This window comes from Mucilaginibacter sp., from assembly GCF_039207105.1.
GTDB lineage: Bacteria > Bacteroidota > Bacteroidia > Sphingobacteriales > Sphingobacteriaceae > Mucilaginibacter.
In genome coordinates this window covers 13911-31627 of record NZ_JBCECK010000005.1, presented here as the reverse complement: position 1 = coordinate 31627, position 17717 = coordinate 13911, and the positions used below count along the sequence as shown (strand labels likewise).

General features: G+C 40.4%; 8 protein-coding genes. 6 read left to right on the top strand and 2 right to left on the bottom strand.

What is annotated here, in order from left to right; all coding sequences use genetic code 11:
* The first annotated feature begins 28 nt into the window (after positions 1–28).
* The 4 genes from AAGC65_RS01985 (at position 29) to AAGC65_RS01970 (ending at position 10633) form a co-directional block, all read left to right on the top strand.
* Entirely contained in the window at positions 29–1549 is a 1521-nt protein-coding gene (locus AAGC65_RS01985; RefSeq protein ID WP_343110724.1) for an arylsulfatase, read from the top strand.
* 32 nt (positions 1550–1581) lie between these two features.
* Positions 1582–2733, top strand: coding sequence for a formylglycine-generating enzyme family protein (locus AAGC65_RS01980; protein ID WP_343110723.1), 1152 nt, complete (start codon positions 1582–1584; stop codon positions 2731–2733).
* A gap of 214 nt (positions 2734–2947) precedes the next feature.
* Positions 2948–9394 carry an alpha-2-macroglobulin family protein gene (locus AAGC65_RS01975; RefSeq protein WP_343110722.1) on the top strand — a complete coding sequence of 2149 codons (6447 nt, stop codon included), beginning with the start codon at positions 2948–2950 and terminating at the stop codon, positions 9392–9394.
* A 501-nt stretch (positions 9395–9895) separates the two neighbouring features.
* Complete coding sequence (locus AAGC65_RS01970) at positions 9896–10633, top strand: class I SAM-dependent methyltransferase (protein WP_343110721.1); 738 nt, start codon at positions 9896–9898, stop codon at positions 10631–10633.
* A gap of 463 nt (positions 10634–11096) precedes the next feature.
* Here the strand turns inward: AAGC65_RS01970 and AAGC65_RS01965 are convergent, their stop codons facing one another.
* A complete protein-coding gene (locus tag AAGC65_RS01965) occupies positions 11097–12047 on the bottom strand; it encodes a transporter (protein WP_343110720.1) in 951 nt (316 codons plus the stop codon).
* 901 nt (positions 12048–12948) lie between these two features.
* Here AAGC65_RS01965 and AAGC65_RS01960 point away from each other — a divergent pair.
* Both AAGC65_RS01960 and AAGC65_RS01955 read left to right on the top strand, forming a co-directional pair.
* Complete coding sequence (locus AAGC65_RS01960) at positions 12949–14763, top strand: glycoside hydrolase family 30 beta sandwich domain-containing protein (protein WP_343110719.1); 1815 nt, start codon at positions 12949–12951, stop codon at positions 14761–14763.
* A gap of 63 nt (positions 14764–14826) precedes the next feature.
* The gene (locus AAGC65_RS01955; protein WP_343110718.1) at positions 14827–15723 is read left to right on the top strand and encodes a hypothetical protein; all 897 of its coding nucleotides are present in this window, start codon (positions 14827–14829) and stop codon (positions 15721–15723) included.
* A gap of 28 nt (positions 15724–15751) precedes the next feature.
* Here the strand turns inward: AAGC65_RS01955 and AAGC65_RS01950 are convergent, their stop codons facing one another.
* Complete coding sequence (locus AAGC65_RS01950; RefSeq protein ID WP_343110717.1) at positions 15752–17611, bottom strand: 7TM diverse intracellular signaling domain-containing protein; 1860 nt, start codon at positions 17609–17611, stop codon at positions 15752–15754.
* Positions 17612–17717 lie beyond the last annotated feature (106 nt).

Here is a 17717-nt window from a genome sequence, read left to right as displayed (position 1 = left end):
AATCAATTTGCAAATTATCAGCTCACCTATGAGGCGTGTTTTATACTTATTACTGTATTATATTCCCGCGTTCTTATCTGTTCACTTAAATGCCTCCGCACAACAGCAGAAGCCCAATGTAATTATCATATATACCGATGATTTAGGTTACGGAGATATCAGTTGCTACGGTGCAAAAAATGTAAACACCCCCAACATTGATCGTATTGCTGCCAACGGCCTTCTGTTTACCAATGCCCATGCCACATCGGCCACCTGTACACCATCAAGATATTCATTGTTAACCGGCCAATATGCCTGGCGAAAAAAAGGAACCGGCATAGCTCCCGGAGACGCAGCTTTATTAATAAACCCGAATAAGCCCACCATTGCATCGGTATTTAAAACCGCAGGTTACCAAACCGGTATAGTTGGCAAATGGCATCTTGGCCTGGGCGAACAGGGCATAGGCCCTAACTGGAACGGGGACATCAAACCCGGCCCTATAGAACTTGGCTTTAACTCCTCATTTATTTTACCAGCCACGGTTGACAGGGTACCCTGTGTGTATGTAGATGGGCATCATGTTGCCAACCTCGACCCTTCCGACCCTATAAAAGTAGATTATAAAAGCCCAATTGGTAACTGGCCAACCGGCACTCAGCATCCGGAATTATTAAAGCTCAAGCCATCGCACCAGCATGATCAAACTATAGTAAACGGTATCAGCCGCATTGGTTACATGACTGGAGGTAAATCGGCCTTGTGGGTTGATGAAGAAATAAGCACCGTTATTACTAATAAGGCCGTAAACTTCATAGAAGCCAATGCCAGCAAACCTTTTTTCCTGTACTTTGCAACGCACAATATTCATGTTCCGCGGGCGGTTAATAAACGTTTTGCAGGTAAAAGTAACATGGGTGCCCGCGGCGATGCCATATTGGAATTAGATTGGACCACCGGCGAAATCTTAAAAACACTTGACCGCCTTAAGCTTACCAACAACACTCTCATTATATTCAGCAGTGATAATGGCCCTGTGCTTGATGATGGCTACCAGGATGAGGCCGTTCAGAAATTAAACGGCCACCAACCAGCCGGCCCTCTGAGGGGTGGAAAATACAGCGCCTTCGATGGCGGAACACGAGTCCCGCTTATGATTTCATGGCCTGGGCATATTAAAAAAGGCATTTCCAATGCGCTATTCAGCCAAATAGATTTATTGGCATCTTTTGCTGCCTTTACCGGCAATATCCTCCCCGATAAATCAAATCTCGATAGCGAAAACGCTCTTGATGTATTATTAGGCAAAAGCAAAAATGGCCGGGAATATGTTATTGAACAGTCTTTAAACAATACGCTCTCGGTAATTAAGGGCGATTGGAAGTATATTGAACCCAGTAATGGACCGTTAATAAATAAGGATGTAAATATGGAGTTGGGTAACAACCCTGAGCCACAACTTTATTACATAAAAAATGATATCGGCGAAAAACATAATTTAGCTGAATCAAACCCCAAAAAACTGGCCGAGTTAAAAAGCCTTTTACAAAATGTTAAAAACCGGTAAAGCTTATCCGCTTTCCAAATATGCTATAGCAGATGCATCAAAAAGTTAAACTCATTATTTATATATTTTTAGTTTCCTGCTTTGCTTGTAAACAGAAAAGCCATTCGCCGGTAAGTAACAAAGCTCAGGCAACATCATTAAAAAAAGAAAAAAAGGTTTGCTGCGAATCAAACATACCTGCCCGGTTTGCCAGTTTAGAAAGTCAGCCGGCAAACGCTTTGCCTATATCAAATGCTGATAATAGCACACACAGCGGCATGGTATGGATAAAGACTGGTACCTTTATGATGGGTGCTGATAATAAACAAGCCGCTGAAGATGAATACCCTAAACATAAAGTAAGTGTATCTGGTTTTTGGATTGATGCTACCGAAGTTACTAATGCTCAGTTTGCACAGTTTGTTAAAGCTACGGGCTATATCACCACTGCCGAAAAAAAGCCCGACTGGAACGAGCTTAAAAAACAACTCCCGCCCGGCACCCCTAAACCCGATGATAAACTATTAGTACCGGCATCATTGGTATTTACTTCGCCAAAACAAGCTGTTGATTTGAATGATTACGGCCAATGGTGGGCATGGCAACCCGGTGCCAGTTGGAAACACCCGCACGGACCAGGCAGCGACCTGAAAGGTAAAGCAAACCATCCGGTTGTACAGGTTTCATGGTATGATGCGCAGGCCTATTGTAAATGGGCCGGAAAAAGATTACCTACCGAGGCCGAATGGGAATGGGCCGCCCGCGGAGGATTGAATAATAACATTTACCCTTGGGGCAACGAAGGTGTAGATGAAGGCAAGCCTAAAGCCAATACCTGGCAGGGTACCTTCCCCAATAAAAACTTACTTACCGATAAATTTTATTTTGCAGCACCTGTTAAGTCATTTGCTGCTAACGGATATGGCCTGTATGATATGGCGGGCAATGTTTGGGAATGGTGCAATGACCTATACAATAATAAATATTATAGCTCCATAAATAAACCCACAGGTGTATCAAACCCTAAAGGCCCGGCAATCAGTTATGATCCTGAAGAACCCAATGCCAAAAAGCGGGTGATCAGGGGTGGCTCTTATTTGTGTAACGATAGCTACTGTTCTGGTTATAGGGTAGCCCGCCGTATGAAAAGCACCGAAGACAGCGGCATGGAACATGTAGGCTTCCGGTGTGTCCAGGATAAATAAAGTCGTCCTGATTGATACTTAAGCAGGTAAAAGAAACCAAAAGCAAAAGCCCCACTTCGTGGGGCTTTTGCTTTTGTGCGGAAATATTAAGGCCAGTACTAAAATATTTTTAAGTCTTTATGGAATCATTAACCTATCTGCATCTTACAGATAATTATATATTTTAATAATCGTTAATGCTTAAATTTATAACATCTGCCAAACCCTGAATCTTATGCATCTGCCATTTTTTAATACGTTAAAATACCTCCTCGTCATCTGTCTTTTCCTACTTATTCAATCGGTATCTGCTCAAAACAAATATCAGGATATTGGCAACCGGATCGATTCCCTTGCCAATATTGGGTTACCTAAGTCGGCATTAAAAGAGGTTGATAAACTTGATGCACTGGCCCATGAAAACAATAATACACCGCAGCAAATACGGGCTGTCATTTACCGCATGACATTTCAGTCTTATTTGGAAGAAGATGCCTTAGTAGCTATTATCACCCGTTTAAAATCAGATATCAACCAATCCAGCTTTCCGGTAAAGCCTGTATTGCAATCATTATTAGCAGAAACTTACTGGAAATATTATCAGCAACACCGGTATCAGTTTAGCCAGCGAAGTAGTTTGGCAAAAGCCGATTCTGATTTTACCCGATGGGACCTGAAAACCATTATTGCAGAAACCAGCAATTTATACCAGCTTTCATTAGCTGAAAGCCAAAAAGAACAGCGTACCCCCATCAGCATCCTGGATGGCGTTTTAGAAGGTGATAAATCAACACGGTACCTGCGCCCTACCTTGTATGATATACTGGTACAAAGGGCTCTGGATTTCTACCTTACAGATGAGCCTGACCTGATCAAACCCCGGCTACCTTTTCTGCTCAACGCCCCTGCTTTATTTGGCAGCAGCGACACCTTTGCTAAACTCCATTTTACAACTACCGATACTGCTTCAAATCATTATCTGGGTATAAGGTATTTACAACAGGCAACTGAATTCCATCTACAACGGCACGAACAAGAGGCTCTGGCAGATATTGATCTGCAACGATTACGCTTTTTATATACTAAAGCCACCGTTGCGCATAAAGATTCGCTTTACTTTTCCACATTACAACAAGTAGCTTCAAACTTTTCGGCAAAACCTATCAGTAGCGATGCACTGGTATTACAAGGGCAGTATTATCAGCAGCAGGATAGTTTAAAAACGGCACACCGTTATTTCACAAAAGCCTTTACTGCTTATCCCGAAAGTTTAGGCGGAAAAAATGCACGGGATTTGATTAAACAGATAGAAGAAAAGCAAATTAGTGCCTCAATGGAGAGTGTGAACATTTCCGAAAAACCGTTGCTGGCTTTATTAAATTATAAAAATATCACTTCGGCTAAGGTTAGCGTATATCGTTTATCAGCTAAGCAATTAAAGGAATTTTCAGAAGGCTTTGGTTCTTTTTACTCAGATAGCGTACGTGGGAAATACAAACTTGATTTTTTAAAGAATCTTAAGCCCGTACAAACCAACGAGATTAAATTGCCCTATACCGATGATTACTACAGACACATTACCGAAATAAAAATTGACGGTTTATTGCCTGGCAATTATGTATTATTGGTTAAAGATGCTAAAGCTGATGATAAAGCGCTCACGGGCCTAAACAATTTCAGGGTAAGCAGATTGGCCTACGTGGCCAGGGCAAACCCCGACCAGCACCTTGAATTCAGGATAACAGACAGAGAAACAGGAACGCCGTTAAGTGGCGTTCGGGTTAAATTAAGCGGCAGTTATTTCAATGGTGGCCCGGCAGTAAAAGCAGCCCGGATAGATACCAGTGCAAGCGGTACAACTAATAAGGAAGGCCTGTTTACATTCAATAGTGCCCTAAATGGTAATATTTCAATCGCTTTAACAGCTAAAGGCGACACCTTAATTGACGACTCCAAATATATTAACGGTGCAACGGACAATACCAGGTACGACTATCCCGAAGATAAAACCATTCTGTTCACCGACAGGCAGATATACCGCCCCGGGCAAACTATTTATTTTAAAGGACTGCAATTGCAAACCTCTGATGGTAAAAGCAAGATCATGCCTGATAAAAATGTGCAGATCACCTTTTCTGATGTTAACAGAAAACAGGTATCGCTTTTAAAACTTAAAACCAATGAATTTGGAACATTCAGCGGTAGCTTCATTATTCCACAAAATATGCTGGGCGGCAATGTTGAACTGGCTACGGAAGACGGTAACATAGCGGTAAAAGTTGAGGAGTACAAACGCCCTACCTTTCAAACCGAGTTTTTACCGGTAAAGGAAAGTTATAAGCTCAATGATTCTGTTACGATCAAGGGTAATGTAATAGCTTTCTCTGGTTATGGTTTATCGCAGGCAAAGGTAGCTTATCGTATTGAGCGTTTGCAAAATAAAGTTTATCATTTTCCCAACCAGTGGCGGGGATTAAATAGCCCGTATTTTGCGCCCCAAAGCATTGAAATAAAAACAGACACCATTATCACCGATGCCCAAGGGCATTTCAGCATTAAATTCAAAGCCATACCTGAAGAAAATCGCGATATTACCTATAACCCTTACTACACATACGCCATTAGTGCAGACGTGACCGATGCCAGCGGCGAAACACGGTCGGCACAAACATCGGTTATAATTGGTAATAACGATATCGTGATCAGCAACGCGATACCAGATTTGCTTTTTGCAAAGGATTCTATAAAAACCCTTATAAACATCAACAACTTAAATGGTCAGCCTCAAAAAGCAACAGTTAAAGTTGAATTATACGCCCTTCAAAGTCCTGACCGGTTATTCAAAAACAGGCTATGGAGAGAAAAGCCCGATCAGTTCATCATTAACCAAGACGATTTCAAAAAGGATTTCCCTGATTATGCTTACCAAAGTGAAAACTCATTTTCAACATGGAAAAAGGTAAAACAGGTTATCAATTTAAACGCCATTTCCGATGAAGAAAAACCCACCGTTATTGATCTGGACGCTTTAAGAAAAGAAGCGACCGGAATTTACCAAATGATCATTAGTGCACGTAACGAAAAAGGCGATACTACTTCCGTTACCAAATACATTAACCTTATTGCGCAGCCGGCCATGCCCACAACATTTAACAATTGGGTTGTACCTATATTAAACAAAATAAAACCTAGCGAACAGGCAGAATTTTTAGTAGGTGCCGATCAGAAAGTTAATGTACTGATGGAACGTTATGATGGGGCTAAATTCATTTCATCAAAATGGATCAGTATTGAAAAGGGGCAACAGCGTATTAAGATCCCGGTATCAGCAAATGAAAAAGATCCGGTTGTTCAGTTTATGATGGTTTACCAAAACAGGGTTTACAGCAGCTACCAGAAAATTTACCGGTCAACCGTGGAAGAAAGCTTAAAAATTAAGCTGCTGAGCTTTCGCAACAAGCTGCAGCCTGGCGAAAAAGAACAATGGAAACTGCAGGTAAGCAGCCAAAATAACCAAAAACAAGCCGCGGAGATGCTGGCTGGCTTATATGATGCTTCATTAGATGATATTACCCCGGCTCAAAACTGGGAAGCCATGATGACACCTCAGGCAAAATACGAACCCAATTACTTTGCGTGGAATAGCTACGATTTTATAAACACTGTTGCTACGCAACCCATACTTTACAGACTAAATGGCTATAATTTATTAACACGTGATTATGAAAAGCTAAACTTGTTTGATTATAACTATTACGGAGGTTATAACCAGGGCTATCAAAATTATCTGGAAAAAGTAAAAGCCAATGCAATCACGGCACAAAACGATAAACGATTGGAGGCCGATTATTTAAAGAATGCCGAACGTGTAAAAAACGGCTATGATGTAAGCGGTATTGTTAGAGACGCCAATAGTGGCCGACCGATTCCGGGCGTGTCTTTAGCAATAAAAGAAAGCAATATAGTTACCAGTACAAATTCAAAGGGATACTTCAGGATCAAGGTACCTGCCAATGCCTCCCTTGTTTTTGTTTATGTGGGCTACAAAGGCAAACAGGTATTAACCAGCGCAGGCACTACACTGAACATAAAGCTGGAGCCCGACAATAGCTCCTTGAACGAAGTTGTAGTGGTTGGCTATGGTAATCAGACCATAAGAGAAATGACCGGTGCGGTAACAACTGTGCGTATAAGAGGTAATGATTCCATTTACGGTTCAAGAAGTATGACTGCTAATGCATCCGGATATTTGACCGGCAGCTTACCGGGTGTAGCTGTACAAAATGCCGATGCCAATCAAATTTTTACAAGCGTGGATGTGAGAGATATCCACATTAAGCCCAAACCCATTATCCGTAAAAATTTTAATGAAACAGCTTTCTTTTACCCTCAGTTACGTACAGATGAAAAAGGACAGATACTGATTGAATTTACCATTCCCGAAGCATTAACCAAATGGCGATTTAAGGCTCTTGCACATACCAAACAGCTGCAAACCGGCTACATTGAAAACGAGGTAGTTACACAAAAACAATTGAGCATTAGTGCCAATATGCCACGTTTTTTACGCGAGGGCGATACACTTACGGTTTCGGCAAGACTGGCTAACTTAACAGCCGGGCAGTTAAAAGGCAAAGTAAACATCCAACTTTTCAATGCGCTTAATATGCAACCCGTTTCTTTACTGCAAAACCAGGCTGATAGCACTCAGCAATTTGAAGTTGCAGCGGCTGTGAATAAAGCAATGTCCTTTAAACTTATTATTCCGCAAGGCTTAGATGCCCTCACCTACCGCCTTACTGCCGAAGCCGGTAAATACAGTGATGGTGAAGAAAACACGATACCTGTATTAGCAAACCAGATGCTGGTTACCGAAAGTTTGCCTATGATGGTACGCTCCGGACAAACCCGTGCTTTTAACTTTGATAAATTGCTGAACAATAAAAGCACATCATTAAAAAACAAAACACTTACACTTGAATATACCCAAAATCCGGCATGGTACGCGGTGCAGGCTTTACCCTACATGATGGAGTTTCCGTATGAATGTTCAGAACAGCTTTTTAGTCGTTATTATGCCAATAGCTTGGCTACCAATCTCGTTAATCAAATACCGGTTATAAAACAGGTGTTTGATCAATGGAAAAGCAGCAACAGCCCTGAGCTATTATCAAACCTGGAAAAGAACCAGGAACTTAAAGCTACTTTACTGGAAGAAACACCCTGGCTGCGCGACGCCACTAATGAATCGGAACAAAAGAAACGCATAGCCCTGCTTTTTGATCTTAATAAAATGAGTAATGAACTGCAGCTGAATTTAGATAAGCTGCATAAAAGACAATTACCTAATGGAGGTTTCCCCTGGTTTGCCGGTGATTGGGCCGACCGTTATATTACCCAGTATATTTTGGCCGGCATAGGGCAGCTTTATTATTTACATATTGCCGATGATAATAACCAGACTTTAAAAAGCATAAAGGATAATGCACTGGCCTACCTGGATAATCAACTGATTGAAGATGATCAAAGAGCTAAAAAGCTTACTGGATATGAAACACAGCACATCGGTTCAACAGAGATACACGCCTGGTATGCGCGGAGCTATTATGTAAACAAACCAATGAGCCAGGCGTTAAAAACCATCTTTAATAATTTCTTAAAACGAGCCGAAAATCAATGGATAAGCCAAAGCATTTATGAACAAGGCATGATTGCCCTCATTATGCAGCGCAACGAAAGGCCGCTTGTAGCCAAGGCCATTATCAGATCGCTGACCGAAACCGCGCAGCAGTCTGACGAGTTGGGTATGTATTGGGGTAAAAATCAAAGCGGTTATTACTGGTATCAATCGCCGGTTGAAACACAGAGTTTAATGATCGAATTGTTTTCAGAAGCCGGCAATCAGGACAAAGCAGTAGAAGAAATGAAAATATGGCTGTTGCGCAACAAACAAACCACCAACTGGAAAACTACAAAAGCAACTGCCGCGGCCTGCTATGCCTTATTAAGCAAACAGAGTGACTGGCTACAGGCAAACGTGCCGGCTGAAATTACATTAAACGAAACCCCGTTAAAGGAACTCAAACCGGACGTTAAAGCTGATGCAGGAACAGGTTATATAAAAACCAGCTGGGCCGATGAGCAAATTAAACCGAATATGGGCAAGTTACAAATTAAAAATAATGGAAAATCTATCAGCTGGGGCGCCATGTACTGGCAATACCTGGAACAGTTGGATAAGATAACAACATCACAAACAGATATTCACCTGGAACGTAAGTATTTTATTGTAAAACAAACAGATTCAGGCCCGGTATCAACAGCTATTGATGCGTTGCATCAACCTAAAACCGGTGATTTGATCAAGGTAATAGTTTACCTAAAAGCCGGACGAGATTTTGAATATGTGCAACTAAAAGATATGCGCCCTGCGGGTACGGAGCCGGTTGATGCCCTGTCTGCATATAAATATCAGGATGGTTTATACTATTACCAGATGACCAGGGATGTGGCTACCAATTTCTTCATCAGCAACTTAAACAAAGGGAATTATGTTTTTGAATACCAGTTACGCGTTGCCCAACCCGGCAATTTTTCTACCGGGGTAGCAACAGTTCAATGTATGTATGCCCCGGAATTTAACGCCCATAGCGAAGGAGTAAGAATAACCTTTAAACCTTAAATTCAAGCATAGCACAGCTTCTTGCTTCAACAGCGAGAAGCTGTGCTACTTGTACTTTTCGGGGCATAATTTCTACGATAAATCAATTGGGCTAATTCTACATTCGCCTTCTGCATACACAAAACTATCATATAGTAATATTTACAACATGATAACTTATTTTATACGCTGCAATGTTCAACATAATAGCGTTATCGTCAATTATTCGGTCTTTCCTTATTCTTAATAACATGAAATTCAGGCGGGTATATAGCTAAAAGTTTTAAAGCGGGTCCTAAACAATTCGTTGAACAATAATATTGCCCCCTTAATATATTGGGATATTACTAAAATTTAACCTAAATCATTAGTTTTCTGTTTGTTCAATTTGTTACTTTGAGCAAAAAATACTGGTCATTCAAATGCATGCAGTATTTTATTTTTGAAGTTGGCATATAATTGGCTAAGAACAAATAAAATCTGTAATAAAAATTTACGTCTCCTGAAAATTTTATAAAATATATGAAGATAAGAACACCTAAAACAATGGATGACCTCCTGATAAAAAAGGGTTATAATGTTTTAGAAGTAGGCGGTGGTAATCACCCAGACAAAAGAGCCCATGTTGTTGTTGATAAATACGTTGAAGATAACACGCACAGATCGGGAGATTTAAAAGTTTTAAAAAATCAAAAATTTTTCCAGGCGGATGGTGAAAACTTGCCCTTTAAAGATCATGAGTTTGATTATGTAATTTGTAGGCACGTATTAGAACACGTTGATGACCCCATCCAGTTTGTTAAAGAGCAGGCAAGGGTAGCCAAATGCGGATACATGGAAACCCCTTCCCTTTTGGGTGAATATATGGCACCCAAAGCATCGCACAAGTGGCTTATTCAGGATATTGACAACAAACTGGTGTTGTATGATAAGACACTATTAGGTTTTAAACCGTGGATGGATTTTGGTGAAGCATTTCTGTATTATTTACCGAAAACTTCAATAGGCTTTAAAATTTTAGAGCGAACCCATGCGTCAATAATCACTGTAAATTACGAATGGAAAGAAAAAATAGACATTTTAGTAAACCCCAAGGATGAATATTATTTAAATCATTTTATCAAGCCCTGGGATGAAAGTCTTTGTGAAAAGCTGCTCATGAAAAGAAGTTATCGCAAGGAAGTTGCTGCTACCATTGGCGCTATGTTCGACGTGATGAGATCAGTCGCTAAAAGTAAATTACTGAAGCAGAATTCATAGTTATACTGACTGGAGATTCCGGGCATGCTTGATCATAGTGTTTCATGTGCGTTAAATCAATGAGTTGTGTCGTTGAATAAAATTTTAATTTTTTGCATATGTTAGTTGGTAAGGGTAAAGTTTACCGTGCGCCAATTTTCTACTTTTCTATTGATATTAATTTAAAACATGGAACAGAATTAGTAGTAATTCATGAAATAAACGGCACATATTTAGGGTAAATACTAATAAAATATGACACACAATGGGTATTGCTTCTGTAGAAAAGGCTAATATTAAATTACTGTTGGCATCCGTTTACGGGCAACCTGAAAGATATTTAACTAAGCTATAGCAGACAGTATAATTGATAAATAGATTTATATCTTCAGGAAGTAGTGTTCCTCATTTCTTATCTGAAAATCAATAATAGCTCTGGTATTTTTAAAATGCTTTTTGCGCTAACAAAGAACCTATTTACTATTTAATGTTTATCCAGCAAATATGCCAAGCCTAATGCCAGGCGAAAACCTTGTGTACGATTTTTAGCAGCGGTTTCCTGGAGTCCTTTAAGCTCCATAAATAAACCAGAAGGAGATTGGTAGCTCATGCCTGGTCCAATTGCAAATATTCGCTCTCTTGTATCTGCTATACCAAATGTATGTTGATAATAATTGCTGTTACCACTATAGGTATCCTGGTTAATCTGCGTTAAATAATAACCTGCAATTTCGGCCCTCACTCTTTCTGAAATTGGATATTCTAATGAATAATTAAAATTATAAAACATACCGGGCTTAATACTGGTACCTATTTCGTTGAAATTATAGGTTAAATGATGCCGCATGCTGATCGCAAATTTATCTGTAAGAAACATTGTAAAAGTATAGTGAAGGGTGGTGTTATATAAATGCGACGAAGGATTAATGGCATACCGCGTATTATAATCGCCTGTTGGCAACCCGAGGTCTGCTTCAAGACGATGTGAGAACCTTAAACCAAACAACTTTTTATTATACCATTGAACAGATACACCTGCCGTCATGTCCCCAACATATCCTGGATTAACGGCAGGAATCTCTCCTGAGCTGTTCGCGGCCGAAATTTTGACCAACGGCACCAAAAATGTATACCCAAGATAGCCATCCGCTATTTTAACGTCACTTTGATAGATGAGCTGTGATATCGATAGTAAAGAGCTTATAGTTGGAGCCGGCATTGGTTTCCCAAGCCCATCCCTGGTACTTCCCGACTGATAGGATTGTACAAACTCACGAAATATCCAACCACTTCCGGGCGCCGGGTTTCCATCCTGCATATTGATCATTCCTAAGTTAGTGGCTGGCAGTTTAGGGTCCTGAGCATATCCCTTCGAAAAATTCAACAACAAAAAAAGAATCAATAATCTGATAGTATACTTTAACATGGCTTTCATAAGGTTGTGTTTAATAATTAATCAACTTCTATATCGCTAATAAGAACAACTGTCCATCACCAGCAATTAAAGCTTTCCTGAATTTGATGACGAAACCGGGATGTCCTAATCAATATATCTGCAGGTACTAATTTTTCTGTTGACAATTTTGTAGCTCCGTTTTCGTGCTAAGGCACAACACAAAATTGCTACCTATATTAAAAGCAAATGATGACCTATGTCAAAATATTTTTTTGACATAGGTCATCATTTGGCAAAAGGCATATATATTTCGTTATACGAAATAACACAACATCCTGAAATATCAATACGGCAGAAGCTGTATCTGCAAGTTGATAGAAGATTGATAAGCCGTCAAACTTATACTCGATAATTTAAAAATCAGGAAATAAACAGTCACAAGCATGTCGGAATCTGTCTTTTATCAATGATTTTTCAGAAAAAATAACTTGTACTTAAGTGTATTATCAGTCAAAAAAACAGTTCTGCTTTTATACCTTTTAAAGTGTTGATTTTCAAGTAGCATTCGTCAAAGCCACATGCTTTCAATTCGTATTAAATAAAATACTATTTACTGTATATCAGATATTTACAACAATAAAACTCTTGTTTATAAGGATTTTATTTCAATAAATTTGCTTTACAAAAGCCGAAAAACGAACATGGTTCCGTCCCGGTTTAAGCCAATAACAACCTTAACAATTAAACTGAACTGTACCAGACCTTACCGTATTTTGAAAAAAATAAGTCAAGGCGTGTTGCCATGATATTTGCCGGCCTCTTCAGGAACTGTCAGATGGATAACATTCATTGTAAACAAAAGGGAAAGGTGCCTATGATTAAAAATACAGACGTTAAACAACCTTTAAAATCAATTATAATCCACAAACAATTATTAACTATGAGAAAAATCTATTTTTTCTGTACAGCACTTTTTATGCTAAGTGCCGTACTTTATTCTTGCAAAAAGAACCTTGACGGCCCTTCTGCTAATCTGAAGAATACGGGCACAACAACAGCACGAGCCAATGAATCGGTAAGCGTATGGACAACAAGTGGTACACAAATGCAGCAGCAGGGAAATGTCAACTTTGCGCCGGATGCCGGGACGGCTTCAACCACTATAAATATTAATGAAGGCACACCCTACCAATCCATTGACGGTTTTGGCTACACCTTAACCGAAGGCAGTGCGAAATTGATCAGCGGCATGTCATCAGCAGCGCAAAGTTCCCTGTTGAATGAACTTTTCACCACCGGCGGTATTGGCCTTTCTATCGTTCGGATCGGGATTGGCGCAACCGATATGAGCGAGTATTCTTATACCTATCGCGATGGCGCGTCTTTTGACCTTTCCGGACCGGATATGACTTATACTATCCCGATCCTGAAAAAAATCCTGGCCATTAACCCGAATATTAAAGTGCTGGCCACGCCCTGGACTGCTCCAAGATGGATGAAAGACAACGGCTCTTTTATAGGCGGTTCTCTTAAAGCAGAAAACTATGATAGCTATGGTCAATATTTCCTGGATTACATGAACGCGATGAAAGCACAGGGTATCAACATTTGGGCGATCACACCGCAGAATGAGCCCCAGAACCCTTATAACGAACCGAGCATGAGGCTTACTAAAGATAACGAATTAGGATTGATCAACAGCTATATAGGCCCGAAATTACGCGGTGCCGGATTCAACTGTAAAATCATTGCCTTTGACCATAACTGCGATAGTACCGACTATCCAATTTACGTAGCCAATAACAGTACTTATGTAGACGGAACAGCGTTCCATTTGTATGCAGGAAATATCTCTGCCATGTCTGTAGTAAAAAATGCAACTAATAAAAATGTGTATTTCACAGAACAGTTTACAGGCGTGGGCGGAAGTCCAAGCGGCGACTTCTCCTGGCATACGCAAAACGTAGTGCTTGGTGCCCTTAGCAACTGGTCAAGAACTGCAATGGAATGGAACTTAGCCACCGACGGCAACAGCCAACCGGGCCCGCATACAGCAGGAGGAAGCACAACATCGTTGGGTGCTATCACCATACAAGGCAGTACAGTTACCAGAAATGTTGGTTATTACATCATTGCCCAGGTATCTAAATGTGTTCAGCCTGATGCTGTACGTATCGGTTCAGACAATTCGGGAAATATCCAGACCGTTGCCTTTAAAAACAGTGATGGGAGCAAAGTACTGTTAGCTTATAATAACAGCGGTTCAAACACATCCTTTAAAGTAAAATGGGGTAGCCAGTCTTTCACTTATTCTATAGCGGCAGGCACTTCAGCAACTTTTAAATGGACAGGCAGTACAGGTTCGTCAACAACTGCACCTATCGGCCAGAACGTTACCATTAAGGGTATCAACAATATGTATGTGAGCAGTGAAAACGGCACCCAGGCCATGAACTGTAATCGCCCAACCGCTTCTGCCTGGGAAACATTCACCGTAGTTGACGCGGGTGCGGGCAAGGTCGCTCTTCAGTCACAAGGTAAATACGTTTCATCTGAAAACGGGACACAAGCAATCACCTGTAACCGCACGACCGTAAGCGACTGGGAAAAATTTGACTGGGTGGTAAATGCTGATGGTAAAATTTCTTTTAAAGGAAATAACGGGAAATATATTTCCTCAGAAAATGGTACACAGCCCATGACCTGTAACCGTGCCACCATATCTGGCTGGGAAGCATTCGGAATTAATCAATAGCAGTAAAACCCCATCTTTATAATCACCTGTCTGGCATCACGCCGACAGGTGATTTTTAATCTTATGAAAAAATACTGGTTATTGCCTTTCTTTTCTCTGTTTGCCCTTAGTGTTTTTGGCCAGGGACACTATCCGTTATTGGAAGCATATGCAAGCGGCGGATACCAGTCTTCAGATCTGAACTGGTCTATCGCAGGCAATCAAAATGGTACGTCTCCCAATATTCTGTCGGAGGTTAAATGGAGGTCTGTTAGCGGGCCATTGCTGCATCTCGGGGTGCAGGCAAATATTTACGATAAGCTATTTATACAGGGGGAGTATGCCAAAGGCTATGTTAAGTCTGGCCAGGCTAATGATACAGACTATGGTGAAGACAACCGGCGTTTGCCTTCATACCAGGCAGATCTGGATGCAGATGAAGGAAATTCGAAAAAATATGCTGTATTTGCAGGTTATCGCATAATTGAAAACAACAAAATATGGGTAACATTTACAGCCGGTTATTCCGGTTTAACCCAGGCTTTATTACTGTTGAACCATGCTGAAGATGTTCCCGGACAAAAAAATCTTCGGTCTACTTACAACACTCAATGGCGGGGACCCGCAGCTGGTATTTCTGCTGAATATCAACTATTACGGCGTTTAACCGTAAATATTGCAACACGTTATACGCAAGCCACCTACCAAGCATTAGCCGACTGGAACCTGATCTACGCGTTTAAACATCCTGTAAGTTTTAAACAAAAGGCTGATGGATACATCTTGGAACCAGCGATAACCTTTCGCTACCAGCTTAGCAATCCAGTTTCTATATTTATTCAAGGAACATATACGCATGCCGAAACCGGCAACGGAACTGACCAACTTTTTCTGGATTCGGGAAACTCGCAGCTTACACGCTTTAACGGAGTTGCCAGTAATATGAAAAGTTTAATGATTGGCACGAGGATCAGCTACTGAAAGATTTTTAATAACAAGAAACCTATTTTCAGTTTCCTGCTTTCAGGATCAGATCAATCCACCGGGAGTTTTTATTACGCCCGAGCGCCGGCTTTTGCTGTTCTATGATTGCATTAATCCTGATGGCATAAGTCCAACAGGTACCCTGACGAATATCAAGTTGCTCGGCTATCTTATAAGATGATATTTTGCCTTTTGTTGCAAAAAGAATGTAAACGATATAAAACGCTTTATTGATCGGTATCCGGTTATTTTCAAATATCGTATCCTGCATAGGTGATTCTTCATAAGCACATTTATTGCACCTGCGGCTAAACGGTCGGCGCCCTTCACTGTAATGGGTGTAGGCACACCGCTTGCACTCAAATCCATTCTTCCATTTCAGATCGGCAAGCAGTTGGTAACAATGTTCGCGATCGGGATATTTTTGACTAAATTCCTCAAAACTAAGATCAGTAGCTTCCATTCGCGCTTCAGTCATTTTTTCGATATCGGTTTTTAATTGAACATTATCGTTCTCCAGTAGCAGGTTCATTCGTGCTATTTCATTGGCCTGCTCCTCAATGTGTCTGGCTTGGGCAACAAGTTCGCGGGTACGTTCGGCTACCTGATCTTCCAACCGCTGGTTAATGGATCCCTGTAATTCCATATTTAAGTTCATTTGATGGAGTGCCCATTTCGAGGCGGTATCTTTTTCAGTTCTAAAGAGGCGGACCTGATCCCCTATAGAAAAAGATAATAAAGTCATTTCGAGCACAAACCCCATCGTCATACTGTAATGCCCAACGGCCCCAGGCAGTTGAGTAGCAAACCCAAGTACTGTAATGAGTTTCATGATGGCACCGGCAAATAAAAAAGTATATCCAATTACAAAAAAACGCGCAGGTTTAAAACCCTGCATCCAAACCATGATACCCGCCAGAAATGCAATTGATAAAGGAATAAATTCCCAAAATTTGTAAACGAACCATTCCCGTTTAAAAGTGAAGCAAAAAATAAAATATACAGTTCTTATAATGATAGTTATATTAATGAACCTGTAAAGCCTGAGGTTATACTGCTTTAGGTGAAGAAGCGTCCTCGTAAACAAAAGTGCAAAAATGCTCACGCCATACAATGCTATGCCATAAGCATATTGGTTCCAGACCGGAGCTCCTGGCCAGATAAACTGAAAAGCAATACCATCAACACTCATTTCATAAATGCCTACACTTAACATATACAGTACATAAAAGAGGTATTGCTTAAGACCTGTCGCGAAAAACATCAAGAGATTATGCAGACTAAATACCAGGATCATTCCGTAAAAAAATCCGTAGGTTATATATTCTGCAAGCGCGTAGTTGATGAACCGCTCAACCGTACGATATACAATAATCACATTGACCTCTCCTGCCGATTTGATCCGGAAATAATATATATAAGTTCCCTTAGGATGTTCGGGTATCAGAAACTCTAAATTTTTATGATGATATAACCTTTTGGTAAATTCCTTATCTGCGCCCCTGTTCACCTGCTCATAATTACCTTTGGCATCCGGCAAAAAAGCAATGATATCGCCCGTTGTTTGATCATAAAACTCAAAAAGGCTTTGTTTACTGGTGATCTCTGACGAAAAATTAATTTTTACTTTATACCAATAAGCCGAATGGTGTTTAATATTTTTAGGATAATAAATCGTGTTTGCCTTGAATGAGCCGGCCTTGTCTTTTTGCCGGACCATATCAAACGTCATCCTCCCTGAACTATCTTCCAGCAAACTTAATTCATCGTAAGTAAAAATATGCTCAGGATCGTTCTTTCCAATTTCAACAGGTCGCTGAGCTATTACCTTTTGAAAAACACCAAAAGTTATTATTAATATGAAAAATGTCTTTAATCTAATCATAGTCACAAAAACTACAAGAATTGATTTAGGGTCAGGCAAAAAGCTAATCCTAAGGAGGACTCCTTTACCAAATTTTTACCCAGGACAAGGAGAGGCCTTTATTAAC

What these genes read in the sequence shown, in the direction of transcription:
- AAGC65_RS01985 (WP_343110724.1), top strand. Translation starts at nt 29, where the DNA reads ATGAGGCGTGTTTTATACTTATTACTGTATTATATTCCCGCGTTCTTA.
- AAGC65_RS01980 (WP_343110723.1), top strand. Translation starts at nt 1,582, where the DNA reads ATGCATCAAAAAGTTAAACTCATTATTTATATATTTTTAGTTTCCTGC.
- AAGC65_RS01975 (WP_343110722.1), top strand. Translation starts at nt 2,948, where the DNA reads ATGCATCTGCCATTTTTTAATACGTTAAAATACCTCCTCGTCATCTGT.
- AAGC65_RS01970 (WP_343110721.1), top strand. Translation starts at nt 9,896, where the DNA reads ATGAAGATAAGAACACCTAAAACAATGGATGACCTCCTGATAAAAAAG.
- AAGC65_RS01965 (WP_343110720.1), bottom strand. Translation starts at nt 12,047, where the DNA reads ATGAAAGCCATGTTAAAGTATACTATCAGATTATTGATTCTTTTTTTG.
- AAGC65_RS01960 (WP_343110719.1), top strand. Translation starts at nt 12,949, where the DNA reads ATGAGAAAAATCTATTTTTTCTGTACAGCACTTTTTATGCTAAGTGCC.
- AAGC65_RS01955 (WP_343110718.1), top strand. Translation starts at nt 14,827, where the DNA reads ATGAAAAAATACTGGTTATTGCCTTTCTTTTCTCTGTTTGCCCTTAGT.
- AAGC65_RS01950 (WP_343110717.1), bottom strand. Translation starts at nt 17,611, where the DNA reads ATGATTAGATTAAAGACATTTTTCATATTAATAATAACTTTTGGTGTT.